Origin of the sequence: Snodgrassella sp. CS2, from assembly GCF_050310315.1 — a bacterium.
Taxonomy (GTDB): Bacteria; Pseudomonadota; Gammaproteobacteria; order Burkholderiales; family Neisseriaceae; genus Snodgrassella; species Snodgrassella alvi_E.
This window is the reverse complement of record NZ_JBNPBA010000007.1, coordinates 64708-77707: the sequence shown is the minus strand read 5'-3', so window position 1 is coordinate 77707 and position 13000 is coordinate 64708. Positions and strand designations below refer to the sequence as shown.

Sequence of the window (13000 nt, the reverse complement as noted above, 5' to 3'; positions counted from 1 at the left end):
TTTAAGCGATAACTTTAGCAACCACACCGGCACCAACTGTTCGGCCACCTTCACGAATCGCAAAGCGCAAGCCTTCTTCCATTGCGATTGGGTGAATCAACTCTACATCGATGGTCACATTTTCACCCGGCATTACCATTTCTACACCTTCTGCCAGACTTACTGCGCCTGTTACGTCAGTTGTACGGAAATAGAATTGCGGACGGTAGTTAGCGAAGAACGGGGTATGACGTCCACCTTCTTCTTTGCTCAATACGTATACCTCGGCTTTGAATTTGGTGTGCGGGGTGATGCTGCCCGGTTTTGCCAATACCTGACCACGTTCTACTTCTTCACGTTTGGTACCACGCAACAATACACCTACGTTATCACCAGCCTGACCCTGATCCAGCAATTTGCGGAACATTTCCACACCGGTACAAGTAGTTTTCTGGGTGTCTTTCAGACCCACGATTTCAATTTCGTCACCTACGTTGATTACACCGCGTTCAACACGTCCGGTAACCACAGTACCACGACCTGAAATTGAGAATACGTCTTCAATCGGCAACAGGAATGGTTTGTCTACTGCACGTTCCGGTGTCGGAATGTAGCTGTCTAATGCATCAGCCAAAGCCATAATAGAAGCTTCACCAATATCAGACTGGTCACCTTCCAATGCTTTCAGTGCAGAACCTTTAATCAATGGAACGTCATCACCTGGGAATTCGTAGCTAGACAGCAGATCACGGATTTCCATTTCTACCAGTTCCAGCAACTCTTCATCGTCTACCATGTCACATTTATTCATATAAACGATGATGTATGGTACACCTACCTGACGCGCCAACAGAATGTGCTCACGGGTTTGTGGCATAGGACCATCAGCTGCAGATACCACCAGAATCGCACCGTCCATCTGTGCAGCACCGGTAATCATGTTTTTCACATAGTCAGCATGTCCCGGGCAGTCTACGTGTGCATAGTGACGCTCGGCTGTTTCGTATTCTACGTGTGATGTATTAATAGTAATACCACGGGCTTTTTCTTCCGGGGCATTGTCAATCTGATCGTAAGCTTTCGCTGCACCACCGAATTTTTTAGACAAAATGGTACAGATTGCAGCAGTCAATGTGGTTTTACCATGGTCAACGTGACCAATGGTGCCAACGTTTACGTGCGGTTTGCTCCGCTCGAATTTTTCTTTAGCCATGGCTACTTCCTATCTAAAGATGATTAGGTTTATCAATTTAGGTGGTGCCCATGGACAGAATTGAACTGTCGGCCTCTCCCTTACCAAGGGAGTGCTCTACCCCTGAGCTACATGGGCATTACGGTAGGTATTTACTTAATATGGAGCGGGTGAAGGGAATCGAACCCTCACCGTAAGCTTGGAAGGCTTCTGCTCTACCATTGAGCTACACCCGCATACTTACTTAAAAAACTACTCCAAGTAAGACTGGAATTTGGTGGAGGGAGAAGGATTCGAACCTTCGAAGCTTTCGCAACAGATTTACAGTCTGCCCCCTTTGGCCGCTCGGGAATCCCTCCAAAAGAGAACGGCATGATAATGTTGATTTGTATCTTCGTCAAGCTTCTTAAGCAATTTTTTTTACTTAAGAGAGTAATTAACTGTTTCAAATACACTTCAGCCTGTTTCGTTTTATTCTTTTTCTGCCATCAGCCGTTGATATTTAGCTTCCAGCTCTTCTTCGCTTTCTGGGTGTTCTTCATCAATGATAATGCAATCTACCGGACACACCTGCTGACATTGTGGTTCATCATAATGGCCTACACACTGTGTGCACCGTTCCGGGGTGATCTCATAAATTTCATCGCCCTGATAAATAGCGTTGTTGGGGCACTCAGGCTCGCATACGTCGCAATTAATGCACTCATCTGTTATCAAGAGTGACATATTTTTCCTTTATCGTTAAATTTTACTCAAAACCGTTGGGCGCGGATTATACCATTATTTTGTCTGTATCCCATTGAGTGCCTGTTAATCAAGGCGCTTCTGGTTTACAGTAAGTTAATAATTCAAAACGACTTATTCCTGATTTACCCTCTCGCAGTATCTGCCACCCAGTTGGCAGCGTTGGTAATGTATTACTTTCAAGATAGATATGTGCCTGAGGTCTCAGATGCGGGACAAGGGCCTGCATAAGGTCTGGCCACTGCTGCCATTGGTAAGGCGGATCGAGAAATATTATGTCAAACTGCTGGCTGTTAGTTGCGAGAAAATTCTGTGCATCTGTATAAATAAGTTCTACCTGATTGAAATTCAATTGTTGAAGGTTATTTTTTATTGCCTGTGCCACCAGACGATTTTTTTCTATCAGCGTAACGGTTTCAGCCCTTCTTGAAGCTGCTTCCAATCCCATTACGCCACTACCGGCAAATAAATCCAGTACTGCCATACCTGTTAAGTCTTGCCCCAGCCAATTAAACAGACGTTCGCGCACGCTATCTGCCGTCGGACGCAGACCTTCGGCGGTCGGAAATGTTATTTTACGGCCTCGATGGGTACCGCCAATAATGCGTACCTGATTGCGATGCTGCTGAAGTATTCTGGCCATGTCAGTTTTTTCCGGTAAAAAAAGACTTTCAGGCATGCTGAAAGTCTTAAGTTTTTTTATTTATTTTGAGCAGCCTGCTCTATTCTTTGGGTGCGGGAGGTTCTATCTGTTCGGTATAGCCACACTCTTTTTGAGGACAAACTTTTTCGGTTCCGCGCCGTTTGGTGGTTTTGATGGTCAGAACCGGCCAACCGCATTGCGGACAGGGTTCGTTAATGGGCGGATTCCACACGGCATAGTCACAATCGGGATAAGTATTGCAACTGTAAAACAGTTTGCCATAGCGGCTCTTGCGTTCGATCAGGCTGCCTTGATGACACTTCGGACATTCAATTCCGGTATCTTTAGGTTTTTCCAAAGGTTCGATATATTTACATTTGGGATAATTGGCGCAACCAATGAATTTACCATAACGGCCACGCTTGAATACCAGTTGTCCTTCACATTTGGGACAGCTGCGCCCTTCAACGATGGTAGGTTCTTCTGCAGCTTTGGCTGCCTCTTCAGCAGTTTCATTCACGTTGCGGGTGTAATCGCAATCTGGATAACCGCTACAGGCAATAAAGCGTCCACGTTTGCCAAATTTAATCTGTAGCTGGTGAGCTCCACATTTCGGGCAGATTTCATCAAGATTTTCTGCTGTCAGCTCTGCGCGTGGGATGTCTTCCTTGGCTTTAACCTCTTTGTCAAAACCTTTCCAGAACTGTTGCATTACCGGCTTCCATTCTCGCTTGCCGCCGGCAATATCATCCAGCTGATTTTCCAGTCTGGCGGTGAAGTTGTAATCTACATATTGACCGAAATGCTCGGTAAGAAATTTATTGACGACTTCACCGGTATCGGTGGGCAGAAACCGTTTTTGTTCTAGTGTGACGTACTCACGTTCTTTCAGTGTGGAAATAATGCTGGCATAGGTTGAAGGACGGCCAATGCCATACTCTTCCAGTGCTTTTACCAAACTGGCTTCAGAATAACGGGGTGGTGGCTGAGTAAAATGCTGTTCGCCAAATATTTTATCTACCGGCAAATCATCTCCTTCCTGCAATGGAGGCAATTTTTTGGCATTTTCATCATCTTCGCTATCGTCGACACCTTCTTCGTAAACGCTTAAAAAACCAGCAAATGTCTGTACCTGTCCAGTTACTCGAAAAACACCTTTTCCTACAACAATATCGACACTGGTGGTATCGAAACGAGCTGGTGCCATCTGGCAGGCCACCGCACGTTGCCAAATCATCTGATACAGGCGAAACTGATCAGAAGTCAGAAAGGGTTTCACTTCTTCTGGTGTACGGTAAACCGAAGTAGGCCGAATAGCTTCATGTGCTTCCTGAGCATTTTTTGATTTGGTTTTGTAGACCTTTGCTGTAGATGGTAAGTAGTCGCTGCCAATTTTGTTATCAATATAATGGCGTATTTCAACAACGGCATCATCTGACAAGCTGACGGAGTCGGTACGCATATAGGTAATCAGCCCCACTGCACCTTGCCCTACGTCTACACCTTCATATAATTGCTGGGCTGTGCGCATGGTACGGTCGGTAGTCATGCCAAGTTTACGCACTGCTTCCTGCTGCATAGTGGAGGTGGTAAATGGCCCAGCTGGATTACGGCTGCGCTTTTTCTTTTCTACCTTGGAAACATGTGCCGGCTGCCCCTGCAGGGCGCTGACTATTTCCTGCTGTTGAGTTTCATCTGGTATATCAAATTGCTCGAGTTTCTGTCCTTGCCAGTGTGTGAGTTTGGCGGTGAATTTGGTACGCGCTTTGTGGCTGTCCAAATGAACTGTCCAATATTCCTGTGCCGTGAAATCACGGATTTCTTGTTCGCGCTCGCAAATCATGCGTAATGCCGGGCTTTGTACGCGGCCAGCAGACAGACCTCGGCGAATTTTTTTCCATAATAAAGGTGACAGATTAAAACCAACCAGATAATCCAGAGCTCGCCGTGTCTGCTGTGCATCCACCAATGTTTGTGACAGCTCACGCGGATGAGCAACCGCATCCAATACGGCTTTTTTGGTTACTTCATGGAATACTACCCGCTTTGGGTGTAGGTTTTTGAGGCCACGCTTAGATTTGAGTATTTCCTGTAAATGCCAGGAAATAGCTTCACCCTCTCTATCCGGGTCGGTTGCCAAATAAAGTGCATCAGCTTCTTTTGCTGCTGACACAATCGCATCCAAATGTTTGGCATTACGGCTGACCAGCTGGTATTTCATGGCAAAGTCATTTTCCGGATCGACGGCACCACTTTTAGGTACCAGATCGCGCACGTGTCCATAGGAAGCGAGAATTTCAAAGTCGCTGCCAAGATATTTTTTCAGCGTTTTCGCTTTTGATGGAGATTCAACAATCAACAGGTTTTTTGCCATTCGCTCAGGCTCACATTCGTAATTTAAATATTTGTGATATGTTGGTAGTTTGTTTTATTCTAATAAATACAATCGGACAAAGCAAAAAGCTTTCAGACGTTCTGACTGAAAGCTTTAATGCCGTTTCGCTGTCAGTAATTTACTGCATCATGGCTTCACCATTAAGCGCAGCCATTAATTCATCACCAATGAGTACTGGCAATTCTGACCGGTGTGCCCACAAGACCAGTAAGGCCAGTACTTTAGCATGATCCACAGTGATGTCGTCATACGGCAAATTCATTAAAGCATTGAGTACGAATTCACGTTGTTCAGGATTGAGTGCACCATTCTGTTCCAGAAAATGTATTAGACCACGAACATCCAACGGGAGTGCATCCAGCTCTTCTTCATTAAAAATTCGGAATCCGGTACTGCTGCGCAAGGTATCGGCCGGAATCAGGGGTTCGAAACGCAGCTCGTCAAGACAAGTTAAGGCATCCCCTATCTCATCATCATTAAAACCCACCTCTTCCAAAAGCGCTCCTAGATCTTTACGTGGAGGAAAAGCATCAACGTCTTGAAAGTGCTCAATCAAAAACGCTATTACATCAATCATTTGCAATCCTTTCAAGATTTAATGCGTTGATAACAACCGCCCGGCAGTGCGGTAATCCAGCCACCTAGCTCCAGTGCCATAAGATTAGCATACACATCTGTAGCAGGGATGCCAAGTGTTGAGACCAGTGTATCTGGATGTACGATACCATAACCTAATCCATCCAGAATTTGTTTCTCCGGCGATGTGAGTGCTGATGCAGCTGTTTTGTCTAATAAGAGATCTTCAGTCTCTTCAACAAGCAGTACAGGTGTATCTAATTGAATAAATTGTGAAGATTGATGGCTATATGAATGCACTTGCGTTTTTTGCAAGAGGAAAGGGCACTCATGCAGTATATCATCTAGATTTTCAACCAGTTTGGCACCCTGTTTTATCAATGCATGACAACCTTTGCTTAATGGGTTATCAATCGAACCAGGTATTGCCATAACTTCACGACCCATTTCACCGGCCAATCGCGCAGTAATCAGGGAGCCAGATTCGGTTGCAGCCTCTATCACTAGGGTACCTTGGCTGAGGGCTGCAATCAGGCGATTGCGACGGGGAAAGTTACCGGCCAAAGAACGAGTGCCTAGTGGAAATTCTGAAATTATACAGCCATGTTCGGCAATTTCAGCAGCCAATGATTTGTTGCGTGCCGGATACACGCGATCAATTCCTGTGCCCCAGACGGCAACAGTAGTACCTTTGCCAAGTAAAGCACCTTGATGGGCTGCGGTATCTATACCATCAGCCATGCCCGATATCACAGCAATTTCTTTTTGTGCTAATGCCTTGGCAAAATCACGGGCAATACGCATTGCTTGTGGCGTAGCATGTCGGCTGCCAACAATAGCCAACGAGGGCTGTTGCAGATAATGGATGTTACCACGTATAAATAATAATGGAGGCGGTGTCAAACCTTCAGAAAGCAATGGTGGATAATCATTTTCAGCCAGCAATAATAAGCGTGCATTTTCATGCTTTTGCTCCCATTGCAGGGCGGCTTCAGCTGCTTTTCTTGCCTCCTCACTGCGCCAGTATTGACCGGCCCGAGAACGAATCAGGAAAGGTTTAATTTCTGCCACATCTGCGGCCAAAGCGATTTGTGCCGAACCAAAATGTTTTAAGATACGTAAAAATGTTTCACTGCCAATATAAGGTGTTAATGCCAGCTCAATCCAAGCATAGCGCTCGAGCTCATTCATTTACATTTTCTTTACAGTTTGTAATTTATCAATTATGACAAAGGATAATTTATATTACAATTGATTATTTAATGGCATTATTTGAATATTATTTCAATAGAATAATATTATTAAAATAAAAATTATAACATTTTAATTTTGTGTTTTATTTTATTATCCAACATTCTTAGCTGTTTTTTAAAAACATTATTTTGTAAATTTTTAGCAAATTATTATCAATTTATATTTATTTTTGTAAATTATTACTGTATATTTAATTTTGCGAATATTAATGTAGGTTGAGACTGATTAACTTTCTGGATTGAAAGTCTTGGGTAATTATATGCCATTATCACTTAAATTTAAGGATTTTCTACATCCGCGTCCAACACCTTCTGGAATCGATGTTAACTGTAAATTAAAACATTTTGCCATTATTACTTATGCAGTTGATGCACACAGATTTGCAGGATTATTTCCCCCTCGTTTCAAGCTGGATACTATCTTTATTGATGGTCAGGAAAAAGGTTTGCTTTCAGTTGTGCCATTTATGGACGTGGATTTTACATCAGCAGTTTATCCGTTTCCTGTATTCAGCATGGGACAGACCAATTACCGAATTTATATAATTGATACGACAACCGGCGAACGTTGTGTCTGGTTTTTGGGTACGATATTGGATTCGTGGACCATTATGGTACCTCGTCATATATGGAAACTACCTTGGCATCCGGGCAAAATGGGTTTTATTTGTGACTTTGACCAGCAATCAGGCTGCTATCGACATTATGAAATGCATACAAAGGCAAAGTGGGCGCCGGCTAGAGTACAATTAAAGCAGCAACCTGAACAACAATTTCATTTTCAAGGTTTTGCTGACAACGAAACGGCACTAGTCTATCTGACCCATCCATTGGCTGGTTTTTACTATCGACGTAATGGTAAATTGGGAACTTATCGGGTTTGGCATGATCGATTGGCTGTGAAACCAGCTACACTTGAATCAGCACAATTTGCTTTATTGAGCCGGATGAAACTGGTTCAAGAAGATGAACAACAACAGCCCTACAGTGTATTGCTTCAACCTATTAATGAATTTACCATTTATTTGCCACCCACTGCTTTATAAAATAATTGCAAATAGATAATAAAGTTAGTTGGGCAAAGGTTGGGATTTCAGTAGTAGATTTAGATTATCAGCTGCTAAATTGTTTATGAATAAATCTGATTATTTTAATTTAACGAAAACGGCCAGATTTAATGGTTAATCCCTGTTGAATTTTCGAAGCCAGACTATAATTGCGTAGGGCATGGGTTAATGCTACTGCTAGGGCATCTGCAGCGTCTGCCTGAGGTGTTCCAGACAGAGACAACATTTGTACCACCATATGCTGTACCTGCTCCTTAGCCGCCTTACCCTGCCCGACGACAGCCTGCTTTACCTGCAGGGCTGTGTATTCGAATACCGGTAACTCACCTAGTGTCAGTGCAGCTATGGCCGCTCCACGTGCCTGACCCAATACCAGTGTGGCCGCAGGATTAACGTTGACAAACACCTGTTCGACTGCTGTCTGTGTGGGCTGATAAGTGGCAATCACTTCGCGTAAATTCTGTACAATAACTCGGATGCGATCGGCAAGTGTTGAGCCCGCGACGGTTTTTATGCAGCCAGAGGCAACATAAATGTGCTGGCGACCGATTACGTCAATTACGCCAAAGCCGGTTACACGGCTACCGGGGTCGACACCAAGAATACGGATAGTGGATTGTTCAGACTGCTGTATTTGCATGTTTATACTGCTAAATCAAAGTAAATATGCTAAAAATAAGTGACAGACAATATAGCCTGTCAATTAATTTTATCTATTTGAATGAGAATAATGTTACCGTATATAGCCATTGTTTGTGGCTCATTTGCCGTGTCTGGTTTCGAACCATTGATTGGCCTGCTGTAATCTTTCTATTGTTCCTACATCCAGCCAGAAGCCATTGTAATATTCACCACTAACCAGATCATTTTGCATGGCTTTACGCAATAAAGGAGCCAGTTTTGCTCTGTTATGAGCCTGAATACCCTTAAACAAGGCAGGATGATATACACCTACTCCGCTAAAAGTTAATGCTGAAGTATTCGTCTGACGTTCGGTTATTTTTCCTGATGACAACAGATGGAAATCTCCTTCTGGATGATGAGATGGATTATCTACTAGCCATAAGTGAGCCAGATTACCAGACTGTTCTAATTCGTTACTGATTTCTAACGCCCCGACAAAATCAATATCAGTTAGTACATCTCCGTTTATCACCAAAAACGGTGTATTGCCGAGCATAGGTAAAGCAGTAGCAATTCCACCTGCTGTCTCTAGCCCTCCTTCTTTTTCAGCAGAATAAGAAATTTCCAGACCATAAGCTTGCCCGTTTCCCAAAGAATTTTCAATTTGTTCTCCCAACCAAGCATGATTAATCACAATTTCTCGAAAACCTGCCTTCTGTAGGCGGCGCAAATGATGTTCGATTAATGGTATTCCACCTACTTTTAGTAATGGTTTTGGACAGGTATCTGTCAGTGGACGCATGCGTTCACCGCGTCCTGCGGCAAGAATCATGGCTTTCATGATGATTAAATTCCTTGATATTTTTGCAGCCTATAATACAACAGGCAAAGCGATCAGCTTTGCCTGAAAATTAAGGATGATAATTGATTAATGGGAACAGACAATCTAAATCAGATTGAGCTCAGTACCACTATTAAAGATTGCTGTGCCTTTTTCACCTTGCTCATATAAATTAATCCGCAGGCGCAAATCATTTGGTGAGTCTGATTGGCGTAAAGCTTCTTCAAAATCAATAACACCATCAACATAAAGCTGAAACAAACACTGATCAAACGTTTGCATACCATCATTACCTGCTTTGGCCATCAGCTCTTTTATCTGCATTAGTTCGCCTTTGTAGATATAGTCCTGAACAGTGGCGGTGTTAATTAACAGGTCAATAACAGCCCGACGGCCTTTACCATCTTTTTTCACAGCCAGCCGCTGGCCGATGATGCAAACGAGATTCAGTGCCAAGTCCATCAGCACTTGCTTATGCTGTTCTTCAGGATAGAAATTCAGAATACGTTCAATTGCCTGATTAGCACTACTGGCGTGCAAAGTAAAGAAACACAAGTGACCGGTCTGCGCTAGTTTCAGTGCATAGGCCATGCTCTCATCACTGCGTACCTCCCCTACGCAAACAACATCTGGTGCTTCACGCAATGCACTTTGCATTGCATTGTCCCAGCTCAGAGTATCCACTCCGACTTCACGGTGGGTGATAATACTCTTCTTGGGTTTATGCACGTATTCAATCGGGTCTTCAATGGTGAGAATATGGCCGGCGGAATTGGCATTACGATAATCCAGCATAGCGGCCATGGTAGTGGATTTACCGCTACCAGTAGGACCAGCAAGAATAATCAGCCCGCGTTTTTTCATCACCAGCTCATCCAGCACTGGTGGTAAAAACAGACTCTGGGTGGTGGGGATATCGGTAGTAATCCGACGCAGCACCATACCCACCCTACCTTGTTCATGATAGGCATTAACCCTGAAACGCACACCATTTTTGGCAATAATGGAATAGTTTAAATCCAGTTCTTGCATAAACCGCTGCCGCTGAACGGTTGTCATGGTAGACATGGCAATCTTGGCAGTTTCCTCGCCGGTTAAAGGTTTGGTTGGTGCGGGGGTGATTTTGCCATCGATTTTCCATGATGGTGGAAAACTAGGACTGATAAAAATATCAGCGGCATTCAGACGTACGGCTTCAACAGCCATTTTTTCCAGCACTGGATGAATATGAACTACTTCCCGTTCCAGTGTGACTGGAGCTGGGGTGCTGACGGTTGTAGCTGGAGCCGGCACTGCGGTAGAAGAATCTGTCATTGTTTTATTGTGTATAGTTGTCTGGCGTGACTCGACAGTAGATGAAACCGATGAGACCGGAATCTGTTCGTTTGCAGGTACAGATTTGGTTTCTATTGCAGCAACAGGTGTTGCCTGCATCATTGCTGTGCTTGTTTCTTTATCTGCCGACCTCGAATCTGGTGTATTTTGTATCGGTATAGCCGCTACATTTGCATCTGTTTTTACAGTATTTGCTGACGGTGCTTCTGCCACAATGGGAGAAGGTGTAGCTGTTGCTGATGCAGCGGTGGGATGTTGATAGTGGTTAACCATATCTGATAATAAATCAGACAAGCTGGACTCTTTTGAGGCGTCTTTCAGCATATCCATGGCAACACGCTTTCCTGAATATAAAACTATAAATTACTATCCTGCCAGCTGATCAGGACTGACCGCTTTAGATCGTGCTACATCTAAACTGATACGATTTTCACGCAGCAATTGTTGTAAACACTGGTCTAACGTTTGCATACCAAATTTCTGCCCCGTCTGCAAAGTAGAGTTAATCTGAGCAATTTTGTTCTCACGAATCAGGTTGCGCACTGCCGGAGTACTGATCATGATTTCATGAGCTGCAACACGGCCATTGCCATCCTTAGTTTTCAGTAAAGTCTGAGAAATTACTGCCTGAAGACTTTCAGACAACATAGAACGCACCATTTCTTTTTCACCAGCAGGAAATACGTCCACAATACGGTCTACCGTTTTTGCTGCACCAGTAGTATGCAAAGTACCGAACACAAGGTGACCGGTTTCAGCAGCTGTCAGTGCAAGACCTATTGTTTCAGGGTCTCGCATTTCCCCTACCAGAATCACGTCAGGGTCTTCGCGCAAAGCTGAACGCAGTGCATTAGCAAAGCTGAGTGTATGCTGATGAAGTTCACGCTGGTTTACCAACGATTTTTTACTCTGATGCACAAACTCAATCGGATCTTCAATGGTTAGAATATGGCCGGCATCGTGATTATTGATGTAATCAATCATTGCAGCCAAAGTAGTTGATTTACCGGAGCCGGTAGGTCCTGTTACCAGCACTAGTCCACGTGGCATTTCAGCAATTTTTTGAAAAATTGCTGGCGCTTTGAGCTCTTCCAGCGTCAATACCTTACTGGGAATGGTACGCATAACTGCAGCGGGGCCGCGCTCGGTGTTAAAGGCATTGACACGAAACCGAGAGACATTGGGAAGTTCGAACGAAAAGTCAGTTTCCAGATTTTGCTGATAATCTTTGCGTTGATAGTCGTTCATAATGGAAGCTATCATTTTACCTACTTCTTCTGCGCTCTGTTCGGGCAGATTAATACGGCGGATATCACCATTAACGCGTATCATAGGAGGAAGACCAGCACTCAGATGCAAGTCGGAAGCTTTGTTTTTAACGCCGAAGGCCAATAAATCGGTTAGCTGCATATTTACTCCGTTATGCTTGCCTGCGATGTGCAGGGACAAATATCTGCTCTTATTTTAATCAAGTTGCCGAAGCTTTAAAATGAAAATGTTTGTGATGCTGGAAAAATTTTTTCAAAGACAGCCGAATTGAATTCAAAAAACTGAAAAAAAACTATGTGATATGAAAAATTCAGATTCTCTGATTACACACTGGCGTGAGGTATTGGCTGAAATAGCCAGCATCCGCCAGCAAACTGAAGCGCCACAAAACGTTCAACTGATTGCGGTGAGCAAAACCTTTCCTGTCAGTGATATAGCCACACTGTATCAAGCTGGTCAGCGTGATTTTGGTGAAAATTACATTCAAGAGTTTAGTGATAAAACCAGCATGCTGTCCGAATACGATATTGTCTGGCATATGATCGGACACATTCAATCAAATAAAAGCCGGATTGTGGCAGAACGGGCACAATGGGTGCATACGATTGACCGTGAAAAAATTGCTCGCCGTTTAAATGAACAGCGGCCAGAGCACTTACCACCCTTGAATGTTTGTATTGAAATAAACATTGCTGCTGAAACAAATAAACATGGTATTAGAGCAAATATAACAGAATTATTGAAATTAGCTAGTTTCATCAGCACTTTACCACGTCTAAAATTTCGCGGGCTGATGTGCGTGGCCAAAGCAGATAGTACTGAAACCGAATTGCGGCAGCAATTCGGTATGATGCAGACTTTATTCCAGCACCTGCATCATTCAGGATTCACAGTTGATGTATTATCTATGGGAATGAGTGCCGACATGCATACGGCTATTGCCAGTGGAGCTACTCATGTTCGGATAGGTAGTGCTATTTTTGGTCAACGTCACTATACACAGACAAAATATGATTAGTTAGCTTTAAAATTGATTATAAGACGGCCGGTAAGCTCTGCTCACCGGCCGTTTTTCTACTAAA

Annotated in this window: 12 protein-coding genes and 3 tRNA genes; 2 read left to right on the top strand and 13 right to left on the bottom strand. The window is 43.7% G+C overall.

Going from position 1 to position 13000, the window contains the following annotated elements; genetic code table 11:
* Position 1 precedes the first annotated feature (1 nt).
* The 9 genes from tuf to dprA form a co-directional block, all read right to left on the bottom strand.
* A complete protein-coding gene (gene tuf / locus ACQP6D_RS09515) occupies positions 2-1192 on the bottom strand; it encodes an elongation factor Tu (protein ID WP_100140805.1) in 1191 nt (396 codons plus the stop codon).
* 42 nt (positions 1193-1234) lie between these two features.
* A tRNA-Thr gene (locus ACQP6D_RS09510) sits at positions 1235-1309 on the bottom strand.
* Between the two features lie 24 nt (positions 1310-1333).
* Positions 1334-1407, bottom strand: a tRNA-Gly gene (locus ACQP6D_RS09505).
* A 39-nt stretch (positions 1408-1446) separates the two neighbouring features.
* A tRNA-Tyr gene (locus tag ACQP6D_RS09500) sits at positions 1447-1530 on the bottom strand.
* A 112-nt stretch (positions 1531-1642) separates the two neighbouring features.
* The gene (locus ACQP6D_RS09495) at positions 1643-1897 is read right to left on the bottom strand and encodes a YfhL family 4Fe-4S dicluster ferredoxin (RefSeq protein WP_100140814.1); all 255 of its coding nucleotides are present in this window, start codon (positions 1895-1897) and stop codon (positions 1643-1645) included.
* Positions 1898-1985: 88 nt separating this feature from the next.
* Positions 1986-2558, bottom strand: a complete 573-nt coding sequence (gene rsmD / locus ACQP6D_RS09490; RefSeq protein WP_427858050.1) for a 16S rRNA (guanine(966)-N(2))-methyltransferase RsmD — start codon at positions 2556-2558, stop codon at positions 1986-1988.
* 79 nt (positions 2559-2637) lie between these two features.
* Positions 2638-4932 (bottom strand): type I DNA topoisomerase, encoded by a 2295-nt coding sequence (gene topA / locus ACQP6D_RS09485; RefSeq protein WP_427858049.1) that lies wholly within the window; start codon positions 4930-4932, stop codon positions 2638-2640.
* Positions 4933-5071: 139 nt separating this feature from the next.
* Positions 5072-5530 carry a DUF494 family protein gene (locus ACQP6D_RS09480; RefSeq protein ID WP_267392027.1) on the bottom strand — a complete coding sequence of 153 codons (459 nt, stop codon included), beginning with the start codon at positions 5528-5530 and terminating at the stop codon, positions 5072-5074.
* 11 nt (positions 5531-5541) lie between these two features.
* Positions 5542-6720: a DNA-processing protein DprA gene (gene dprA / locus ACQP6D_RS09475; protein WP_367412756.1), complete on the bottom strand. Its 1179-nt coding sequence runs from the start codon at positions 6718-6720 to the stop codon at positions 5542-5544.
* A 322-nt stretch (positions 6721-7042) separates the two neighbouring features.
* Between dprA and ACQP6D_RS09470 the strand changes: the two genes are divergently transcribed.
* Positions 7043-7828 (top strand): DUF2071 domain-containing protein, encoded by a 786-nt coding sequence (locus tag ACQP6D_RS09470; RefSeq protein ID WP_427858048.1) that lies wholly within the window; start codon positions 7043-7045, stop codon positions 7826-7828.
* A 109-nt stretch (positions 7829-7937) separates the two neighbouring features.
* On the opposite strand, the gene ruvC is transcribed toward ACQP6D_RS09470, so the two are convergent.
* From ruvC to ACQP6D_RS09450, 4 genes are all read right to left on the bottom strand, one after another.
* Positions 7938-8489, bottom strand: a complete 552-nt coding sequence (gene ruvC / locus ACQP6D_RS09465; protein ID WP_100140820.1) for a crossover junction endodeoxyribonuclease RuvC — start codon at positions 8487-8489, stop codon at positions 7938-7940.
* Positions 8490-8609: 120 nt separating this feature from the next.
* On the bottom strand, positions 8610-9314 hold the full coding sequence (murU, locus tag ACQP6D_RS09460) for an N-acetylmuramate alpha-1-phosphate uridylyltransferase MurU (protein ID WP_267392022.1): 705 nt from the start codon (positions 9312-9314) through the stop codon (positions 8610-8612).
* Between the two features lie 105 nt (positions 9315-9419).
* Positions 9420-10628 carry a PilT/PilU family type 4a pilus ATPase gene (locus tag ACQP6D_RS09455; protein WP_427858066.1) on the bottom strand — a complete coding sequence of 403 codons (1209 nt, stop codon included), beginning with the start codon at positions 10626-10628 and terminating at the stop codon, positions 9420-9422.
* Between the two features lie 387 nt (positions 10629-11015).
* On the bottom strand, positions 11016-12059 hold the full coding sequence (locus ACQP6D_RS09450) for a type IV pilus twitching motility protein PilT (RefSeq protein ID WP_267392020.1): 1044 nt from the start codon (positions 12057-12059) through the stop codon (positions 11016-11018).
* Between the two features lie 160 nt (positions 12060-12219).
* On the opposite strand from ACQP6D_RS09450, the gene ACQP6D_RS09445 reads away from it, so the two are divergent.
* Positions 12220-12936, top strand: coding sequence for a YggS family pyridoxal phosphate-dependent enzyme (locus ACQP6D_RS09445; protein WP_367645227.1), 717 nt, complete (start codon positions 12220-12222; stop codon positions 12934-12936).
* Positions 12937-13000: the final 64 nt, after the last annotated feature.

Excerpts from the sequence above, each read along its gene's own strand:
- ACQP6D_RS09480 (WP_267392027.1), bottom strand. The coding sequence starts at position 5,530 with ATGATTGATGTAATAGCGTTTTTGATTGAGCACTTTCAAGACGTTGAT.
- tuf (WP_100140805.1), bottom strand. The coding sequence starts at position 1,192 with ATGGCTAAAGAAAAATTCGAGCGGAGCAAACCGCACGTAAACGTTGGC.
- rsmD (WP_427858050.1), bottom strand. The coding sequence starts at position 2,558 with ATGGCCAGAATACTTCAGCAGCATCGCAATCAGGTACGCATTATTGGC.
- topA (WP_427858049.1), bottom strand. The coding sequence starts at position 4,932 with ATGGCAAAAAACCTGTTGATTGTTGAATCTCCATCAAAAGCGAAAACG.
- dprA (WP_367412756.1), bottom strand. The coding sequence starts at position 6,720 with ATGAATGAGCTCGAGCGCTATGCTTGGATTGAGCTGGCATTAACACCT.
- ACQP6D_RS09470 (WP_427858048.1), top strand. The coding sequence starts at position 7,043 with ATGCCATTATCACTTAAATTTAAGGATTTTCTACATCCGCGTCCAACA.
- ruvC (WP_100140820.1), bottom strand. The coding sequence starts at position 8,489 with ATGCAAATACAGCAGTCTGAACAATCCACTATCCGTATTCTTGGTGTC.
- ACQP6D_RS09495 (WP_100140814.1), bottom strand. The coding sequence starts at position 1,897 with ATGTCACTCTTGATAACAGATGAGTGCATTAATTGCGACGTATGCGAG.
- ACQP6D_RS09450 (WP_267392020.1), bottom strand. The coding sequence starts at position 12,059 with ATGCAGCTAACCGATTTATTGGCCTTCGGCGTTAAAAACAAAGCTTCC.
- murU (WP_267392022.1), bottom strand. The coding sequence starts at position 9,314 with ATGAAAGCCATGATTCTTGCCGCAGGACGCGGTGAACGCATGCGTCCA.
- ACQP6D_RS09445 (WP_367645227.1), top strand. The coding sequence starts at position 12,220 with ATGAAAAATTCAGATTCTCTGATTACACACTGGCGTGAGGTATTGGCT.
- ACQP6D_RS09455 (WP_427858066.1), bottom strand. The coding sequence starts at position 10,628 with ATGACAGATTCTTCTACCGCAGTGCCGGCTCCAGCTACAACCGTCAGC.